We start from the raw sequence: 19,307 nt of genomic DNA on the forward strand, positions 1-19,307 counted from the left end.
TTTAAGACCAAGAGTCAAGCGTCAAAAAGCGGACAAATTATACGGTGACAACACGTGATTTCAAACATTAAGTAGCAAAATAGTGAATAAATGTTTAATTATTTTCTGAGCGGCAATTTTTCATGCATTTCGTCAATCAGTGAGGGATCAACCAGAAGTGCAAATAATGAGAAAACGCGGCCATTAAAGCGTGCATTAGATCACATAATAAACATTTTCGGTGCAATCGAATTAAATCTGTACAGAATCAGTAAGTTTTCATCTTTTTGATATTCAAGATAAAAAGTGAGGTCTTTTTGTAAAACAACCCCACATACAATAAAAACCTTTTATTGACATTTATAATAAAAATTTAACATCAATATGAACTGACAGTTCATCGATTTTTAGCACCCTGATATTTTCAAAGTTGACTATTCTGCCAGTAAACCACCACGCTAAAGTTAAACGCTAGAAAAGCCATAGTAAAAACAAGGTTAAAAGTGGCCAGATAATACCCGCAGGTAACTTTGATTTTTGTAACATGCGCAGGCCACATTTTTTCCACATTTTTTGATAAAAATTATAAGGCGTTTGGCTTAATGACCACCAAATGTCTCTCCCCTTCCAGCTGGGGTACATGGAGTTTAATCACGTCGCAAACCTGATAACCTTCTGGCAGGTCTGCCATTTCACTTTCCTGCGCCTGCCCTTTCAACGCGTAGAAATGCCCATCAGCCGCCGGCAGGTGGTGGCACCAGCTCACCATGTCGTTCAGCGAGGCAAAAGCGCGGCTAATGACGCCATCAAACGGCGGCTCTGCGGGAAACGCTTCCACACGGCTCTGCACAGGCGCGATGTTATCGAGTTTTAGCTCATGCTGGACCTGGCGCAGGAAGCGCACACGCTTGCCGAGACTATCCAGTAATGTGAAATGAGATTCCGGGCGCACGATAGCCAGCGGAATCCCCGGCAGGCCAGGACCTGTTCCCACATCGATAAAACGTGAGCCCTGTAGATACGGCGCAACGATAATGCTATCGAGGATATGGCGAACCAGCATCTCGTTAGGATCGCGAACAGAGGTCAGGTTATAGGCTTTGTTCCACTTATCCAGCAGCCCGACATAAGCCACCAGCTGATTTTTCTGGTGATCGGTGAGCGAAATACCCGCTTCGTCCAGCAGACGAGAAAGTTTGTTGAGCACGGTGAGTACCTTCTAAAAATAATGAGCCCGGAGGCGCTAACGCTACCGGGCTGTGAATTATAAAGGCGATCGCTGATTTTGCATCCGCCAAATTTGCGCGCTCTGACGGCTATCAGGCGCTGCGGCGCAGCATCCCCTGCTTTTTCAGCCACACCAGCAAAATAGAGATTGCCGCCGGAGTAATTCCGGAAATACGCGATGCCTGGCCGATCGATGACGGTTTATGGTCGTTCAGCTTGGCAATAACCTCGTTGGACAGGCCGGATACCTGACGGTAATCGAGCGTTGCCGGCAGCAAAGTATTCTCGTTGCGCTGCTGTTTTTCGATCTCGTCCTGCTGACGAGCGATATAGCCTTCGTACTTAACCTGAATCTCAACCTGCTCGGCCGCCTGCTGATCCTGCAGGCCCGGTGCGAACGGAGAAAGCTGTACCAGCTGTTCGTAGGTCATTTCTGGACGACGCAGCAGATCTTCGCCGCTGGCTTCACGCGATAGCGGCGCGGTCAGGTGAGCGTTCACTTCGGCTGCGCTTTCCGCCAGCGGGTTAACCCAGCTGGTTTTCAGGCGTTGGCGTTCACGCTCAATGCTTTCCAGTTTCTCGTTGAAACGCGCCCAGCGCTCATCGTCCACCAGCCCCAGCTCACGCCCCTGTTCAGTCAGGCGCAGATCGGCGTTGTCTTCACGCAGCATCAGGCGATATTCCGCACGGGAGGTAAACATGCGGTACGGTTCTTTAGTACCAAGAGTGCACAGATCGTCCACCAGCACGCCAAGGTAGGCCTGATCGCGACGCGGCGCCCAGCCTTCTTTTTCCGCTGAGAAGCGGGCGGCATTAAGACCGGCAAGCAGACCCTGCGCGGCGGCTTCTTCATACCCGGTAGTACCGTTGATCTGGCCGGCGAAGAACAGACCCTGAATGTATTTGCTCTCCAGCGTCGGCTTCAGGTCGCGCGGGTCAAAGAAATCGTACTCAATGGCGTAGCCAGGACGAACGATCTTCGCGTTTTCCATCCCCTGCATTGAGCGGACGATTTGCATTTGCACATCAAACGGCAGGCTGGTGGAGATACCGTTTGGATAAATTTCGTTTGAAGTCAGCCCTTCCGGTTCAAGGAAGATCTGATGCTGGTTGCGATCGGCAAAGCGCATGACTTTGTCTTCGATCGACGGGCAGTAACGCGGGCCGATACCTTCAATCACCCCAGCGTACATTGGGCTGCGATCGAGGTTACTACGGATCACGTCATGGGTTTTCTCATTGGTGTGCGTGATATAGCACGGCACCTGACGCGGGTGTTGATCCGCGGATCCCATAAACGAGAAGACCGGCATCGGGTTATCGCCGTGCTGTTGCGCCAGCACGCTAAAATCGATGGTGCGCGCGTCGATACGCGGGGGAGTACCGGTTTTCAGGCGGCTTACGCGCAGCGGCAGTTCACGCAGACGGCGAGACAGCGGGATCGACGGCGGATCGCCGGCACGACCGCCGCTGTAGTTGTCCAGGCCAATGTGAATTTTACCGTCCAGGAAGGTGCCGACGGTCAATACCACCGACTTAGCACGGAACTTGAGACCCATTTGGGTTACCGCACCGACGACGCGATCGTTTTCGACTATCAGATCTTCCACCGCCTGTTGGAAGATCATCAGGTTCGGCTGGTTCTCCAGCGCGGTGCGTACAGCCTGGCGATACAACACCCGGTCGGCCTGGGCGCGTGTCGCACGGACTGCTGGGCCTTTGCTGCCGTTTAGTATCCTAAACTGAATGCCTGCCTGATCGATCGCTTTCGCCATCAGACCACCGAGCGCATCCACTTCTTTTACCAGGTGTCCCTTCCCAATGCCGCCAATCGCCGGGTTGCAGCTCATCTGCCCCAGCGTGTCGATATTGTGTGTCAAAAGCAGGGTTTGTTGGCCCATTCGCGCTGCTGCCATCGCGGCCTCAGTGCCTGCATGACCCCCGCCAATGATGATGACGTCAAAAGGATCCTGATAAAACATGGTGATCTGCCTCGCATAACGCGGTTTGAAAATGGATTGAAGCCCGGGCCGTGGATTCTACTCAACTTTGCTCTTTCGAGAAAGACTCCGGGATCCTGAGTATTAAAAAGAAGATCTTTTATTTAGAGATCTGTTCTATTGTGATCTCTTATTAGGATCGACTCTCTTTGTGGATAAGTCGGATCCACGATTTAAGATCAAACGCTTAAGAAGGATCACAATCTGTGAATGATCGGTGATCCTGTTCCGTATAAGCTGGGATCAGAATGAAGGGTTATGCACAGCTCAAAAAGCATACTTCGGTTATTCTTTGGATAACTACCGGTTGATCCAAGCTTTTGAGCAGGTTTATCCACAGAAGAAAGTGTGGATCTTTACAAAACTCAGAGTAAATCTTTCCAGGATCCCACCCAAACCTCGGCCGGATCTTCAGGAATCTCGTGTTCGAGGACATTAATTTTCAGCGTTTCACCGATCTGTTTTGCCCCGTTGGCCTTTAATGCCGCTTCGAGTTTGTCGATTGCGCCGCAAAAAGTGTCATATTCGCGGCTACCGATACCCACCGCGCCAAAGCGAACGGCGGAAAGATCGGCCTGCTTCTCCAGCAACGCTTCATAAAAGGGGACCAGGTTGTCCGGAATATCGCCGGCGCCATGGGTAGAAGAGATAACTAACCAGATCCCTTCAGCCTGCAGATCGTCAATCAGCGGACCGTGCTGGATATCAGTGCTGTAGCCCGCTTCTTCCAGCTTTTCCGCCAGATGTTCTGCTACATATTCCGCACTGCCCAGGGTGCTGCCGCTGATAAGTGTAATGTCTGCCATGATCGCCGATCGCTCGCTCAACTATTCTGAGTGGCGTATTGTACGCTGTGAGCGAGCTGGGATCTACCTGTGGAAAAATGTGGGATTAAAAAAAGCGATCAGGGCTTGATGGTACGCATGATCGGGTTCTGCAGCACGATCAGGGTTTCAGTGGACTGAATTTCATCGATTGTTTGGATCTTGTTGATAAGTACCTGTTGTAGGGCATCAATGGATTTGCACATTACCTTAATAAAGATGCTGTAGTGGCCGGTGGTGTAGTAAGCCTCTGTCACCTCTTCCAGGCTCTCCAGCCGGGCGAGAGCGGAAGGATAGTCTTTGGCGCTCTTAAGAATAATGCCGATGAAACAGCCGACGTCATAACCGAGCTGTTTCGGGCTGACGTCGATTCTTGCCCCCGTAATAATGCCCGCCTGTTTCATTTTCTCTACGCGTACGTGAATCGTACCTGGGCTAACGCCGAACTGTTTGGCCAGTTCGGCGTAGGCAGTGCGCGCATTCGCCATTAAGGCATCAAGAATGCCGCGGTCCAGATTGTCGATCTGATAATTTTCCATTGTTTTTTCTTATGATATTTGATGATTCTTACTATTTTAGCCTATTAATTTAACGAATCAAAACTCAAGACGTCTTTTTATTGATTGATTATTGAATTCAGTGCCATTTCTGTTGCTTAATCAATATCAACAGGACGCAGGAGTGATAAAAAATGAAAACCGCATACATCGCAAAACAACGCCAGATTAGTTTCGTTAAATCCCATTTTTCCCGTCAGCTGGAAGAGAAGCTTGGCCTGATTGAAGTGCAGGCGCCGATCTTAAGCCGCGTCGGTGATGGGACGCAGGACAACTTATCCGGCTGCGAGAAAGCGGTTCAGGTAAAAGTGAAAACACTGCCAGACGCCCAATTCGAAGTGGTTCATTCACTGGCGAAGTGGAAGCGTCAAACCCTGGGACAACACGACTTCAGCGCGGGCGAAGGGCTGTACACGCACATGAAGGCCCTTCGCCCCGATGAAGACCGCCTCACCCCAATTCACTCCGTTTATGTTGACCAGTGGGACTGGGAACGCGTCATGGGCGACGGCGAACGTCATACCGGCACGCTGAAAGCGACGGTTGAGGCGATCTACGCCGGGATCAAAGCCACCGAGCTGGCGGTAAGTCAGGAATTTGGTCTGACGCCATTCCTGCCGGAACAAATCCACTTTATTCACAGTCAGGAACTGTTGAGCCGTTATCCGGATCTGGACGCCAAAGGTCGCGAGCGAGCGATCGCTAAAGAGCTTGGCGCCGTCTTCTTAATCGGTATCGGCGGTAAACTGTCTGACGGCAAGCGCCACGATGTTCGCGCGCCGGATTATGATGACTGGAGCTCGCCATCAGCGGAAGGTTTTGCCGGGCTGAACGGCGATATCCTGGTGTGGAACCCGGTGCTGGAAGACGCTTTTGAGCTTTCCTCTATGGGGATCCGTGTTGACGCCGAGGCGCTGAAGCGCCAGTTGGCGGTGACCGGCGATGAAGACCGTCTGCAACTTGAATGGCACCAGGCGCTGCTGCGCGGCGAAATGCCGCAGACCATTGGCGGCGGTATTGGCCAGTCGCGTTTAACCATGCTGTTGCTGCAGCTTGACCATATCGGCCAGGTACAGTGCGGCGTATGGCCCACGCAGGTGCGTGAAAGCGTCGCCGCTCTGCTGTAAAGATTAACGCCGCCAGCGACGCAGCAGGCGGCTACGCAATCCGGTATCAAAGCGCCAGATATGATCGAAGATGCGCATGATGCCGGGTTTGCCGTGTACCGACATCGCCACCGCGTGAAAACGGTGCTGATGTTTGTGCTGCAACTCCCCCACCTTATTGACCACCTCATCCGGCAACCGCTGGGCGATAAAATCGGAAATCACCACCGCATCGGCATCGACCCATTGCGGGCTTTGCAAACGTTCAACGATCGCGCGAAAACAGCTGGCCAGATCGGTGCCGCCGCGAAAACGCTGGCTTAAAAAACGGATCGCCTGTTCAAGCCCCTGCGGGCTGGTTAGCTCGTAGTGCACCACTTCGCTGGAGAACAGCATGATGTAGCAGCGACGGTTATCCGCCAGCGCGACGCGCATCAGCGCCAGACAAAAGGCTTTAGCGCATTGCTCGTTAAAGCCGCCCATCGAACCTGAGGTATCTACGCAGACAATAAATGGCCCGCGCGGCTGCTCATCAAAATCCTGCCGGGTTACCGGGCGTTCGGTTATTTTCTCCCGCCATGCGTCGCCGTGCAGGCGATAGGTTAGCAACTGTTTTTCCACCAGCTTACGGTAGAACTCGAACTCCAGTTCGGTGATGCCGAGCGTTGCCAGCTCTGGTGGCAACAGGCGCAGAATATCGTCGCTTTGCTGCAGGCCATCGACCTGTTCTGGAACCGTTGCCGGTTCACGAACCATTGCGCGGAAGGCCTCCATCGGCGCATCCTTCTTCGGCACCAGTTTGGCTTCCCGCGATCTGCCCAACTGCTCAGCCAGTTGCATCAGTTCCGGCTGTTGGCTGAGAAAATCACCATAGCGCACGATCAGCTGATAATCGCCACGTTTAAGTTCGCCGGCGCTCATATCCCACAGGCGGCCAGCGGCGTTGTCGTTTTCCACCAGCACCGGCTCTAGCTGCCCGCTGAGCGTCATTCGTTCCTGCACCTCGCTGAGCAACTGATCGCGCTCATCGTCTAATAGGTGCTGGTTGAGGGTGGTGGTCTGTACCACGAGGCTTAAGCGCCAGCGTTGTAAGAACAGAGTATGTAGGGCTGGGGTGAAGGTCGCGTTATCGTCCACCAGCTGCTGCGCCTGAGCGGCAAAGGGAGACTGGAGCTTATGCAGCTTGCCGAGGATCTGCGGCAGTTGCACAATAAATTGCGACGTTGAAAGCAGCTGAGCCTGCTGATAGATCTGCACTTCGGCGTCCAGTTCGGGAGGGATCTGCGTCTCTTTGAGCCGGGCGCGAACCGCTTCTCGCCAGCGCGGAATATCGGCGGCGATGATATTTTTCAGCCGCGGAAATTTTTCAAAGAACACCGCCAGTTGAGGAGAGGCCAGCAGCGCCAGCAGCATCTCCTCGATCATCCCTTCTTCGCTAACCGCCAGCATGACATTCAGCATGTCGAGCGTCATGGCTGGCGCGCCTGTTTAATTTGCGCGCCGACGTCCTGCAGGCTGGCTTCGATACGCCCCAGCCAGTCACCGGGAATAAACAGGCATTTTTGCTGTTCGCTAAAGCGGTTATGTTGCTGGTGCCACTCGTCATCCAGCGCTTCCAGCTGCTGGCGGATCTCGGCAGGCATATTTTCCTGAGATTCGCTGCCTGGCAGCGACAGGCGCGAACCTTGCAGGCTGACGTCGCGCACCACCAGGTGCTGGCTAGCATCGACATCCATCGTCAATGGCTGGGCAAAACCGATACCGTTGAGCTTGCCGCGGATCTCGCCGCCTTTCTCCAGCCAGTTGACCAGCGCATCGCGTTCGAAGGCGATATGAATGACTTCGAGATCGTGCAATTTCAGCGGTTGCTGGAGAAGCAGCGTCAACGTCTCGCCTTCAATTCCGTCCGGCAGTTCGTAATGCGGCTTACGGCTGAACATGCCGCCAACGCGCGTGACTTTAAGCGCGGTTTTATCGCTGTGCTGTTGCTGGATTTGAATGCGGCGTTGGATGATGGCGCCCAGTTTAGTCAGCATCGCCTGCTGGCCCCAGGCATGGCTGGTCATCAGGGATTCCAACTGCTGCGACATCAGATTCATGCTTTCGATGTTATGCCACAGGCAATCTTTCAGCAGGATCAGGTCGATAGGCGCGATGGCGTCGCGGCCGCTAAAGAAGGCGCTGGCCTGCAGCAGACGGATGGCTTTTTTCCAGCGGCGATCGGAAACGTAAGGCGCATTCGGCAAGGCATCTAATTGTTGGCGCAGTTGGAAAACCAGCTCGAAGACATTGTCCGGCAACTTCACGGTACCAATGTCATGCTGCCACTGGGTGAACTCTTCGGTGCTGATTTGCAGGTTTTCGGGAACCGGATTGCTGTTTTCATCCTGTTGGCTCACCAGCATCGAGCGGAAGTTAGTTTTATCCTGCACTTTATCCAGCCACAGGCGGATCAGCATGCGGTCATATAAGGCTTCGAGGCTGTTATCCGCTTCGGGAAGTTCGTTCGACGCCGCAACCAGCAGGCGCATCGGGATTTTCTCTTCATGGGCGCCGTTGCGGAAGTGGCGTTCGTTGATGGCCGTCAGCAGGGTATTAAGGATAGCCGGGCCGGCTTTCCAGATTTCATCCAGGAAGACGATTTCCGCCTCTGGCAGATAGCCTGCCGTTAAACGCTCATAGCGCCCTTCATCTTTGAGCGCCTGAATCGACAGCGGGCCGAAAACTTCTTCCGGGGTGGAGAAGCGGGTCATCAGATATTCAAAAGCGCGCGCCTGCTTGAAAGCGAACTTAAGGCGACGGGCGATCAGGCTTTTAGCGATGCCGGGCGGCCCCAGCAGGAATACGCTCTCGCCGCTGAGCGCAGCCAGCAGGCACAGACGTATTGCGTGGCTGCGTTCAAAGAGTCCTTTTTCCAGAGCGGCGCTAAGTCGGGAAATTCTTTCTGCCAGTAAATGTGATTGAGCCATAATAGAGTTGCGTGCTTTGTCGTGTGTCGTTATTGCGTCGAGTATAGATGTTTGATTAGGGGTGGTAATAGCCTGAAGAATCGATTTATTTTCTTTGAGCTAAGTTAATATGGTGTCAGTTAGGGGTACGATTCAGCAAATAATCGTGCATACTGTGCGCTTTTTGTGGGCCAAGGGACTAGGCACACATTTGTTTTATAAACGAAAAGACTAGTCTATGAGCACTGATAATAAACAATCGTTGCCGGCAATAACGCTGGCGGCAATCGGCGTGGTTTACGGCGATATCGGTACCAGTCCACTGTATACTCTTCGCGAATGTCTGTCAGGCCAGTTTGGCTTTGGCGTTGAACGCGATGCGGTGTTTGGCTTTCTGTCGCTGATTTTCTGGCTGTTGATCTTCACCGTATCAATTAAATACATCACCTTCGTGATGCGGGCGGATAACGCCGGCGAGGGCGGGATCTTAACGCTGATGTCGCTGGCGGGGCGCAACACCTCGGCAAAGATGACCTCCGTATTGGTGATACTCGGCCTGATTGGCGGTAGCTTCTTCTATGGTGAAGTAGTGATAACCCCGGCAATATCGGTGATGTCGGCGATAGAGGGGTTGGAAATTATCGCCCCACAGCTGGATACCTGGATTGTCCCCATTTCCATTATTGTACTAACCCTGCTATTTGCTATTCAAAAACACGGTACCGGGATGGTCGGCAAGCTGTTCGCGCCAATTATGCTGATCTGGTTCCTGTTGCTGGCGGTGCTTGGCGCGCGCAGTATCCTCGATAACCCGGAAGTTCTGCAGGCGCTTAACCCTTACTGGGCGGTACATTTCTTCCTGCAGTACAAAACGGTATCCTTTATTGCGCTTGGCGCGGTGGTGCTGTCGATTACCGGTGTGGAAGCGCTGTATGCCGATATGGGCCACTTCGGCAAACTACCGATTCGCGTTGCGTGGTTCTCGGTGGTGCTGCCATCACTGGTGCTTAACTATTTTGGCCAGGGCGCGCTGCTGCTGAAGCACCCGGAAGCCATTAAAAACCCGTTCTTCCTGCTGGCGCCGGAATGGGCGCTGATCCCGATGCTGATTATCGCGACCCTGGCGACGGTTATCGCCTCGCAGGCGGTGATTTCCGGGGTCTTCTCGCTGACTCGCCAGGCCGTGCGTCTGGGCTATCTGTCGCCAATGCGCATTATCCATACTTCGGAAATGGAGTCCGGGCAGATTTACATCCCGTTCATTAACTGGCTGCTGTACGTTTCTGTGGTCATCGTCATTGTCAGCTTCGAGCACTCTTCTAATCTTGCGGCGGCATACGGTATTGCGGTAACGGGCACCATGGTGTTGACCTCCATTCTGTCGGCGACCGTGGCGCGCAAAAACTGGCACTGGAATAAGCTGTTTGTCGGCCTGATGCTGGTGGCCTTCCTGTGTATCGATATTCCGCTGTTCTCGGCGAACCTCGATAAAATCGTCTCCGGCGGTTGGTTGCCGTTATCACTGGGCCTGGTGATGTTTACGGTGATGACTACCTGGAAGAGCGAGCGTTTCCGCCTGCTGCGCCGAATGCATGAGCATGGCAACTCGCTGGAAGCGATGATCTCCTCGCTGGAAAAATCGCCGCCGGTGCGCGTGCCGGGTACCGCGGTCTATATGTCTCGCGCCCTGAACGTGATCCCTTTTGCCCTACTGCATAACCTGAAACACAACAAGGTGTTGCATGAACGCGTGATCCTGCTGACTCTGCGCACCGAAGATGCCCCGTATGTGCATAACGTTCGCCGCGTGCAGATTGAGCAACTGTCGCCGTCGTTCTGGCGCGTCGTGGCAAGCTATGGCTGGCGTGAAACGCCGAACGTCGAAGAGGTGTTCCATCGCTGCGGCCTGGAAGGGTTGAGCTGTCGAATGATGGAAACGTCGTTCTTTATGTCCCACGAGTCGCTGATTATCGGCAAACGGCCATGGTATCTGCGCCTGCGCGGCAAACTGTATCTGTTGCTGCAGCGTAACGCTCTGCGCGCGCCGGATCAGTTTGAAATCCCGCCGAACCGGGTTATCGAACTCGGTACGCAGGTGGAAATCTGATGTTAAAAAGCCCTTCAATAACGAAGGGCTTTTTTGTCTCTCACATCTTGATGTAACTTCTTGTCCACGTCTTGCGAAACGTTTCGATGGCGATCACATTTCTCTCTTCTGCCGGTGGTTTTCTGTTCGCTGATTGACAATACTTAGTCCAGCGAAACGTTTCGCTAGTGGAGCAAAAGAGAAAAAATGAAAAAAGGCACCGTACTTAACGCTGATATTTCTTCCGTTATCTCCCGCCTCGGTCATACCGATACGCTGGTTGTTTGCGATGCCGGGTTGCCGGTTCCCCGCAGCAGCGCGCGCATTGATATGGCGCTTACTCAGGGCGTACCTTCTTTTATGCAGGTACTGGAAGTCGTAACGACGGAAATGCAGGTTGAGGCGGCGGTCATCGCGGAAGAGATTAAAACCCATAATCCGCAACTCCACGCGACGTTGCTCAATCATCTTGAGCAGCTGCAGCAGCACCAGGGAAATACGATTGAAATTCGTTACACCAGTCATGAGCAGTTCAAAAAACAAACCGCAGATAGTCAGGCGGTAATTCGCAGCGGGGAGTGTTCCCCGTTTGCGAATATTATTCTCTGTGCTGGCGTCACTTTCTGAGGTCGCCGTCATGGAAGCTTTATTACAGCTGAAAGGGATCGATAAAGCGTTCCCTGGCGTCAAAGCGCTCTCGGGCGCGGCGCTGAATGTCTATGCCGGCCGGGTAATGGCGCTGGTAGGGGAAAATGGCGCCGGTAAATCTACGATGATGAAGGTACTGACCGGCATCTATACCCGTGATGCCGGTTCTTTGCTGTGGTTAGGTAAAGAAACGACCTTTAACGGCCCAAAATCCTCACAGGAAGCCGGTATCGGCATCATTCACCAGGAGCTCAACCTGATCCCGCAATTAACGATTGCAGAAAACATCTTCCTTGGCCGCGAGTTCGTTAACCGCTTTGGCAAAATCGACTGGAAAAAGATGTATGCCGAAGCGGACAAGCTGCTGGCGAAGCTGAATTTACGCTTTAACAGCCAGAAGCTGGTAGGCGATCTTTCGATTGGCGATCAGCAAATGGTGGAAATCGCCAAAGTGCTGAGCTTCGAATCGAAGGTCATCATTATGGATGAGCCCACCGATGCCCTGACCGATACCGAGACCGAATCGCTGTTCCGCGTCATTCGCGAATTGAAATCGCAGGGGCGCGGCATTGTCTATATCTCTCACCGCATGAAAGAGATCTTCGAAATCTGCGATGACGTCACCGTATTCCGCGACGGGCAATTTATTGCCGAGCGCGAAGTGGCTTCGCTGGATGAAGACCGACTGATCGAGATGATGGTTGGCCGTAAGCTGGAAGACCAATATCCGCATCTCGATAAGGCGCCGGGCGCGGTTCGTCTGAAGGTCGATAATCTCTGCGGCTCCGGTGTGGAAAACGTGACGTTTACCCTGCGTCAGGGCGAAATCCTTGGCGTCGCTGGGCTGATGGGGGCCGGACGTACTGAACTGATGAAAGTGCTGTACGGCGCGCTGCCGCGTAGCAGCGGTTCCGTGACGCTGGATGGCCATGAAGTTGTCACCCGTTCACCGCAGGATGGTCTGGCTAACGGCATTGTCTATATCTCCGAAGACCGTAAGCGTGATGGCCTGGTGCTCGGAATGTCGGTCAAAGAGAACATGTCATTGACCGCGCTGCGCTACTTCAGCCGGGCGGGCGGCAGCCTTAAGCATAAAGATGAACAGCAGGCGGTCAGTGATTTCATTCGGCTGTTTAATGTGAAGACGCCTTCAATGGAGCAGGCAATAGGTCTGCTTTCCGGCGGTAACCAGCAAAAAGTCGCTATCGCTCGCGGGCTGATGACCCGGCCAAAAGTGCTGATCCTTGATGAACCAACCCGTGGCGTCGACGTCGGGGCGAAGAAAGAGATCTACCAGCTGATTAACCAGTTTAAAGCCGATGGCCTGAGCATCATTCTCGTCTCTTCGGAGATGCCGGAAGTGCTGGGCATGAGCGATCGCATCATTGTGATGCATGAAGGGCATCTCGGCGGTGAATTCACACGCGAGCAGGCCACCCAGGAAGTATTGATGGCTGCCGCTGTGGGCAAGCTTAACCGTGTGAATCAGGAGTAAAAAAGATGACTACCCAGGCTGTTACTGGTCGCCGCTATTTCACTAAAGCGTGGCTGATGGAGCAAAAGTCGCTGATCGCCCTGCTGGTGCTGATCGCGATCGTTTCGACCATGAGCCCCAACTTTTTTACCGTCAATAACCTGTTCAATATTCTGCAGCAGACTTCCGTTAACGCCATCATGGCGGTCGGGATGACGCTGGTCATTCTGACATCGGGAATCGACCTGTCCGTCGGTTCTCTGCTGGCATTGACCGGCGCCGTCGCGGCGTCTATCGTCGGTATCGAAGTGAATGCGCTGGTGGCCGTTGCCGCAGCGCTGGCGCTCGGTGCGGCTATTGGCGCGGTGACCGGGGTAATTGTCGCGAAAGGTCGCGTGCAGGCGTTTATCGCCACCCTGGTGATGATGCTGCTGCTGCGCGGCGTGACGATGGTTTATACCAACGGCAGCCCGATCAACACCGGCTTTAGCGATAACGCCGATCTATTTGGCTGGTTCGGTATCGGACGCCCGCTGGGGATCCCGACGCCGGTATGGATTATGGCGATTGTCTTCCTGGCGGCCTGGTACATGCTGCACCATACTCGCCTGGGCCGTTATATTTACGCGCTGGGCGGTAACGAAGCGGCGACGCGGCTTTCCGGCATCAGCGTGAATAGAGTGAAAATCATCGTCTATGCGCTGTGCGGGATGTTGGCTTCACTGGCCGGTATCATCGAAGTGGCGCGTCTTTCCTCTGCGCAGCCAACGGCGGGGACAGGCTATGAATTAGACGCGATTGCAGCGGTCGTACTTGGCGGCACCAGCCTGGCCGGTGGTAAGGGGCGCATCGTCGGCACGCTGATTGGCGCGTTGATCCTTGGCTTCCTGAACAATGGTCTGAACCTTTTAGGCGTTTCTTCCTATTACCAGATGATCGTCAAAGCGGTGGTGATTTTGCTGGCGGTACTGGTAGATAACAAAAAGCAGTAACTGAGAACTCTACAGGACATCTTAACTATGAATATGAAAAAACTGGCGACCCTGGTCTCTGCTGTTGCTCTAAGCGCGACCGTTAGCGCAAACGCGATGGCGAAAGATACCATCGCACTGGTTATCTCTACCCTGAATAACCCGTTCTTCGTTTCTCTGAAAGACGGCGCGCAGAAAGAAGCCGATAAGCTGGGTTACAACCTGGTGGTGCTGGATTCCCAAAATAACCCGGCAAAAGAGCTGGCGAACGTACAGGACTTAACGGTGCGCGGCGCTAAGCTACTGCTGATTAACCCAACCGACTCCGATGCTGTCGGCAATGCGGTGAAGATGGCGAACCAGGCTAAAATCCCGGTCATTACCCTTGACCGCCAGGCTTCTAAAGGCGATGTGGTAAGCCATATTGCTTCCGATAACGTGCTGGGCGGTAAAATGGCCGGCGACTATATTGCGAAGAAAGTCGGCGAAAGCGCGAAAGTGATTGAGCTGCAAGGCATTGCCGGTACCTCTGCGGCGCGCGAGCGCGGCGAAGGTTTCAAACAGGCCGTGGCGGCGCATAAGTTCAACGTACTGGCCAGCCAGCCTGCTGACTTCGACCGTACTAAAGGTCTGAACGTGATGCAGAACCTGCTGACGGCGCATCCGGACGTGCAGGCGGTGTTTGCGCAGAACGACGAAATGGCGCTGGGCGCGCTGCGTGCGCTGCAGACTGCAGGAAAATCTGATGTGATGGTGGTTGGATTTGACGGCACTCCGGATGGCGAAAAAGCAGTAAATAGTGGCAAACTGGCAGCGACTATCGCCCAGTTGCCGGAGCAGATCGGCGTTAAAGGCGTCGAAACCGCTGATAAAGTGCTGAAGGGCGAAAAAGTGGATGCCAGCTATCCGGTTGAGCTGAAACTGGTCATTAAGCAGTAAAATGCGATTCGGGCCGGCAACGGCCCGAGGGACAACATAAAAAGAAAAGCAGGGCATGCGCCACCGGAGTCCGGTGGCGCGCTTTCCCGGGAATAAAGATGATGAAAACCGCAGGCAAACTTGTCGTCCTTGGCAGCATCAATGCCGATCACATTCTTAACCTTGAATCCTTCCCTACTCCAGGTGAGACCGTCACCGGAAACCACTATCAGGTCGCATTCGGCGGTAAAGGCGCTAACCAGGCGGTGGCTGCCGGGCGTAGCGGCGCGGATATTGCCTTCATTGCCTGTACCGGCGATGACGATATTGGCGAACGCGTCCGCCGCCAGCTAGCGAGCGATAATATCGACGTGGCGCCGGTGCGCGCCGTTGCTGGTGAATCTACTGGCGTCGCGTTAATTTTCGTTAACGCGGAAGGTGAGAATGTCATCGGTATTCATGCCGGCGCTAATGCGGCGCTATCGGTTTCTCAGGTTGAGGCGGAGAAAGAACGTATCGCCAGCGCGCAGGCATTGTTAATGCAGCTGGAGTCGCCGCTGGAGAGCGTGATGGCCGCCGCGAAAATCGCCCATCAGCATCAGACGACGGTGGTACTCAATCCCGCACCGGCGCGTGAACTTTCGGATGAGCTATTGGCGCTGGTGGATGTCATTACGCCCAATGAAACCGAAGCGGAAAAGCTGACCGGTATTCGCGTTGAGAGCGACGACGATGCCGCGAAAGCCGCCAGCGCGCTTCATGCGAAGGGAATTGGTACGGTGATGATTACTCTCGGCAGCCGCGGCGTATGGTTAAGCTGCGAGGGCGAAAGCCGCCGGGTTCCAGGATTTAAAGTTCAGGCCATCGATACGATTGCCGCTGGCGACACTTTTAATGGCGCATTTGTCACCGCGCTGCTGGAAGGCCGCGAAGTGTCAGACGCCATCCGTTTTGCCCATGCCGCCGCCGCGATTGCCGTCACCCGTAAGGGGGCGCAACCGTCTGTGCCGTGGCGCAAAGAGATCGACGAATTCTTGCGTCAACAGGGGTAATGCTTGGCTACCATGAAGGATGTGGCCCGCGTCGCGGGCGTTTCCACCTCGACCGTTTCTCACGTCATTAATAAAGACCGCTTTGTCAGCGAGGCGATTACCGCCAAAGTTGATGCGGCGATCAAAAGTCTTAACTACGCGCCTTCGGCGCTGGCGCGCAGCCTCAAGTTAAATCAGACGCGAACCATCGGCATGCTGATCACCGCCAGTACTAACCCGTTTTATTCGGAGCTGGTGCGCGGCGTGGAACGCAGCTGTTTCGAGCGCGGCTACAGTCTGGTGCTATGTAATACCGAAGGCGATGAGCAGCGGATGAATCGCAATCTGGAAACGCTGATGCAAAAACGCGTCGATGGTCTGCTGCTGCTGTGCACCGAAACGCATCAACCTTCCCAGGAGATCATGCAGCGTTATCCGTCGGTGCCGACGGTGATGATGGATTGGGCGCCGTTCGACGGCGACAGCGATCTGATTCAGGATAATTCATTGCTCGGTGGCGATATGGCGACCCAGTATCTGATCGATCGCGGTCATACCCGTATTGCCTGCATTGCCGGGCCGCTGGATAAAACGCCGTCGCGACTGCGGCTGGAGGGCTATCATGCGGCGATGGCGCGCGCCGGGCTGGATGTCGCCGAAGGTTATGTCATTACCAGCGATTTTGAATTTGGCGGCGGTTTTACTGCGATGCAGCAACTGCTGGCGTTAACGCCACGGCCGCAGGCGGTCTTTGTCGGTAATGATGCGATGGCGGTCGGCGCTTATCAGGCGCTGTATCAGGCCGGGTTGCGTATTCCACAGGATATGGCGCTGGTGGGGTATGACGATATTGAACTGGCGCGCTATATGACCCCGCCGCTCACCACCATTCATCAACCCAAAGATGAACTGGGGGAGTTGGCTATCGATGTGCTGATTCACCGCATGGCGGAACCCGGGCAAAAACAACAGCGCGTGCAGCTTACCCCCGAGCTGGTGATTCGCGGTTCAGCTTAATGCTTGTGCCGCTCCGTTATCAGGTTGCGGCCATCTTTGGCTCTGAGCAGCATAAACATCAACGCTGACACCACGGTGATCGCACCCATCGTGATAAAGGTATAGTGGAATTGTTCGATGGTGCTGGCGTTATCAAACCCTTCATAAAAGCGCAGGACCGCCGCGCTGATGGCCACGCCCAGGCTAATCGACAGCTGCTGGGTTACCGCGAGCAGGCTGTTGCCGCTGCTGGCATTGTCATCGGTTAAGTCGGCAAGCGTAATGGTGTTCATCGAGGTGAACTGCGTGGACATCGCCATCCCCAGTACAAATAGCGGCAGTAGTAGCAGCCAAAGCGGCATTCCCGGCGACTGCAGCGCAAACTGCGCGATCATCAGACCAATAAAGATGGTGACTCCCACCAATGTTTTGCGATAACCAAACCAGCGCAGGATCTGCGTGACGGTCGACTTGGCGATAATTGAGCCGATGGCCGTCGGCGCAATCATGCAGCCGGCGATAATGGCCGGGTAGCCGAAACCGACTTGTAGCATCAGCGGCATCAGGAACGGCACGCAGCCGGTACCTAACCGTGTCGCCAGGTTACCGGCGATTCCGACAGAGAAGGTATGGGTCTTAAATAGAGAGAGCGAAATCAGCGGAGTGGGATGGCGACGAGCATGTCGAATATAGGCCAGCATGAGCACGACGCTCAGGGCGATGACGGCCAGCGCCAGCCAGCTGGCGACAATTTTCTCGCCAAAGAGCTCAATACCGCTGGAGAACAGCACCAGGCTTAAACCGAAAAGCACAAAACCGCTGGTGTCGAAACGACGGCGGGGTGTGGTGAAGTCCGGCATATATTTGCGGGCGTAGAGAATGCCGATGATGCCAATCGGGATATTAATCAAGAAAATCCAGTGCCAACTGGCCCAGGTAACTAACACGCCGCCAAGAACAGGACCGAGGATGGGGCCGACCAGTCCGGGCATGGTAACGAAGTTGAGTACCGGCAGCAGTTCGCTACGCGGATAGGCGCGTAACAGCGCCAGGCGCGCAACCGGCATCATCATCGCGCCGCCGATCCCCTGGATAACGCGGAAGACAACCAATTCGGGAAGCGAAGTGGAAAGCGCGCAGGCGAGGGAGCCCAGGGTAAACAGGCTAACGGCAACGATAAAGACCTTGCGGGTGCCAAAGCGGTCGGCTAACCAGCCGCTCACCGGAATCAGCATCGCTACCGTCAGGGTGTAGCTGATAATGGCTGATTGCATCGCCAGCGGGGAGTGACCGAGGCTATGCGCAATCGCGGGAAGCGCGGTATTAAGAATAGTGGCGTCCAGCGCCTGCATAAAGAAAGCCATGGCCGCAATCCACGGCAGTCCGGCCATACTCAGCCCTTTCTTCCCGGTCATGCCATTTCCTTCTTTATTTACCTGTATGGTTTGGGGTATTCAATAATGTCTGGCAGGCAAGCTGCGCGCGCGGGCCGTCGCTTTCCTGAATGGCGTCAACAATAGCCTGGTGCAGATCGAGTTTAACGACTTCATTTTGCGTAATCGAGGTGAAATAGGTCTGGTATACCGAATGGAATAATGACGCGAAAGAGGTGAGAAACGGATTGCCGCTCATCGCATAGATATGTTCATGCCAGGCCATATCAACTTCAATCCAGCGTTCGCGGATAAAATGCCTTTTTAGTTCGATCATTTCTTCCATTAGCGTATTGAGCTGCGCTTTCTGCTCGGAGGTGCCGGTTATCGCCGCCAGAAAACAGGCCTGAGGCTCCAGGCTGCTGCGCATCACCAGGAAATGGCTAACCACCTCGGCAAAATTATCTTCCGTCAGCCACCAGGCGAGCAGCTCTTTATCCAGAAAGTTCCAGCTGCTGCGCGCCAGAACGCGAGTACCGATACGCGGACGCGGAAGCAGCATGCCTTTAGCTGCCAGCGTTTTTACCGCTTCTCGCACTGCCGTCCGGCTCACGCCAAACTGTTCACCCAGTTCCATTTCACCAGGAAGGATGCTCTCTGGCGGATATTCGCCGGTGAGGATTTTTTGGGCGATCTTCTCCGCGATGACCCAGGAGATGTTTTTTTGTGCCGCCAGCTGCTGTGCGCTTATAGACATGAATGCCGTTCCTTTCTCTTTTCTACTTCATCAGTATGCCATCTGGCGGCTTGTTTCGGTGGTTAAAACAGCAAAAGGGCGTTTTTTTACGGTTTTAACACCGCCTTTGGCGAAAAAAGAGACGGTTGAAAAGTTTTTTGAAAACAGGGCTTGTCAACGTCTCAGAACTCCCTATAATGCGCCTCCACTGACACGGAACAACGGCAAGCAAGCCGCCGGGTCAGCAGGTTTTCAGCGGTAAATAACAACGCTGAAAACCGACAGAGAAAAGTGAAAATAAACGCTTGACTCTGAATGAGGAAAACGTAATATACAGGACCTCGCAACGGTGAGCTGAAAGCCGCGTTGCAACTGCTCTTTAACAATTTATCAGACAATCTGTGTGGGCACTCAAAGTGGCATGGATTCTTAA

At 54.1% G+C, this 19,307-nt stretch carries 16 protein-coding genes; 8 read left to right on the forward strand and 8 right to left on the reverse strand.

The genetic code is table 11. The features are described 5' to 3' along the window. Positions 1-562: 562 nt before the first annotated feature. From rsmG to asnC, 4 genes are all read right to left on the reverse strand, one after another. The gene (gene rsmG, locus ACSEMK_RS21235) at positions 563-1,186 is read right to left on the reverse strand and encodes a 16S rRNA (guanine(527)-N(7))-methyltransferase RsmG (protein ID WP_087858861.1); all 624 of its coding nucleotides are present in this window, start codon (positions 1,184-1,186) and stop codon (positions 563-565) included. Between the two features lie 112 nt (positions 1,187-1,298). Beyond that, complete coding sequence (gene mnmG, locus ACSEMK_RS21240; RefSeq protein WP_015369000.1) at positions 1,299-3,188, reverse strand: tRNA uridine-5-carboxymethylaminomethyl(34) synthesis enzyme MnmG; 1,890 nt, start codon at positions 3,186-3,188, stop codon at positions 1,299-1,301. A 383-nt stretch (positions 3,189-3,571) separates the two neighbouring features. After that, on the reverse strand, positions 3,572-4,012 hold the full coding sequence (gene mioC / locus ACSEMK_RS21245; protein WP_430915432.1) for an FMN-binding protein MioC: 441 nt from the start codon (positions 4,010-4,012) through the stop codon (positions 3,572-3,574). Positions 4,013-4,110: 98 nt separating this feature from the next. Next, complete coding sequence (gene asnC / locus ACSEMK_RS21250; protein ID WP_015368998.1) at positions 4,111-4,569, reverse strand: transcriptional regulator AsnC; 459 nt, start codon at positions 4,567-4,569, stop codon at positions 4,111-4,113. 152 nt (positions 4,570-4,721) lie between these two features. On the opposite strand from asnC, the gene asnA reads away from it, so the two are divergent. Continuing rightward, on the forward strand, positions 4,722-5,714 hold the full coding sequence (gene asnA, locus ACSEMK_RS21255) for an aspartate--ammonia ligase (protein ID WP_032712991.1): 993 nt from the start codon (positions 4,722-4,724) through the stop codon (positions 5,712-5,714). Positions 5,715-5,717: 3 nt separating this feature from the next. Here the strand turns inward: asnA and viaA are convergent, their stop codons facing one another. Further along, positions 5,718-7,166, reverse strand: coding sequence for an ATPase RavA stimulator ViaA (gene viaA / locus ACSEMK_RS21260; protein WP_430915433.1), 1,449 nt, complete (start codon positions 7,164-7,166; stop codon positions 5,718-5,720). Next, entirely contained in the window at positions 7,163-8,662 is a 1,500-nt protein-coding gene (ravA, locus tag ACSEMK_RS21265; protein WP_087858859.1) for an ATPase RavA, read from the reverse strand. The genes viaA and ravA overlap by 4 nt, the downstream gene beginning before the upstream one ends. Before the next feature lie 217 nt (positions 8,663-8,879). Here ravA and kup point away from each other — a divergent pair, with 217 nt between their 5' ends. From kup to rbsR, 7 genes are all read left to right on the forward strand, one after another. After that, positions 8,880-10,748 carry a low affinity potassium transporter Kup gene (kup, locus tag ACSEMK_RS21270; protein WP_015368994.1) on the forward strand — a complete coding sequence of 623 codons (1,869 nt, stop codon included), beginning with the start codon at positions 8,880-8,882 and terminating at the stop codon, positions 10,746-10,748. A 186-nt stretch (positions 10,749-10,934) separates the two neighbouring features. Continuing rightward, entirely contained in the window at positions 10,935-11,354 is a 420-nt protein-coding gene (gene rbsD / locus ACSEMK_RS21275; protein WP_087858858.1) for a D-ribose pyranase, read from the forward strand. A 10-nt stretch (positions 11,355-11,364) separates the two neighbouring features. Further along, complete coding sequence (gene rbsA / locus ACSEMK_RS21280) at positions 11,365-12,870, forward strand: ribose ABC transporter ATP-binding protein RbsA (RefSeq protein WP_015368992.1); 1,506 nt, start codon at positions 11,365-11,367, stop codon at positions 12,868-12,870. Positions 12,871-12,875: 5 nt separating this feature from the next. After that, positions 12,876-13,841: a ribose ABC transporter permease gene (gene rbsC / locus ACSEMK_RS21285; protein WP_015368991.1), complete on the forward strand. Its 966-nt coding sequence runs from the start codon at positions 12,876-12,878 to the stop codon at positions 13,839-13,841. Positions 13,842-13,868: 27 nt separating this feature from the next. Then, positions 13,869-14,759, forward strand: coding sequence for a ribose ABC transporter substrate-binding protein RbsB (gene rbsB / locus ACSEMK_RS21290; protein WP_015368990.1), 891 nt, complete (start codon positions 13,869-13,871; stop codon positions 14,757-14,759). Between the two features lie 98 nt (positions 14,760-14,857). Further along, positions 14,858-15,790: a ribokinase gene (gene rbsK, locus ACSEMK_RS21295; protein ID WP_183269082.1), complete on the forward strand. Its 933-nt coding sequence runs from the start codon at positions 14,858-14,860 to the stop codon at positions 15,788-15,790. Positions 15,791-15,793: 3 nt separating this feature from the next. Further along, positions 15,794-16,786 (forward strand): ribose operon transcriptional repressor RbsR, encoded by a 993-nt coding sequence (gene rbsR, locus ACSEMK_RS21300; RefSeq protein ID WP_087858857.1) that lies wholly within the window; start codon positions 15,794-15,796, stop codon positions 16,784-16,786. On the opposite strand, the gene mdtD is transcribed toward rbsR, so the two are convergent. After that, positions 16,783-18,180 carry a multidrug transporter subunit MdtD gene (gene mdtD / locus ACSEMK_RS21305; protein ID WP_087858856.1) on the reverse strand — a complete coding sequence of 466 codons (1,398 nt, stop codon included), beginning with the start codon at positions 18,178-18,180 and terminating at the stop codon, positions 16,783-16,785. The two genes, rbsR and mdtD, sit on opposite strands and share 4 nt — an antisense overlap. Positions 18,181-18,193: 13 nt before the next feature. After that, a complete protein-coding gene (locus ACSEMK_RS21310) occupies positions 18,194-18,895 on the reverse strand; it encodes a FadR/GntR family transcriptional regulator (RefSeq protein ID WP_087858855.1) in 702 nt (233 codons plus the stop codon). Positions 18,896-19,307: the final 412 nt, after the last annotated feature.

The organism is Klebsiella sp. K-3, assembly GCF_051207495.1.
GTDB classification, from domain to species: Bacteria; Pseudomonadota; Gammaproteobacteria; order Enterobacterales; family Enterobacteriaceae; genus Klebsiella; species Klebsiella aerogenes.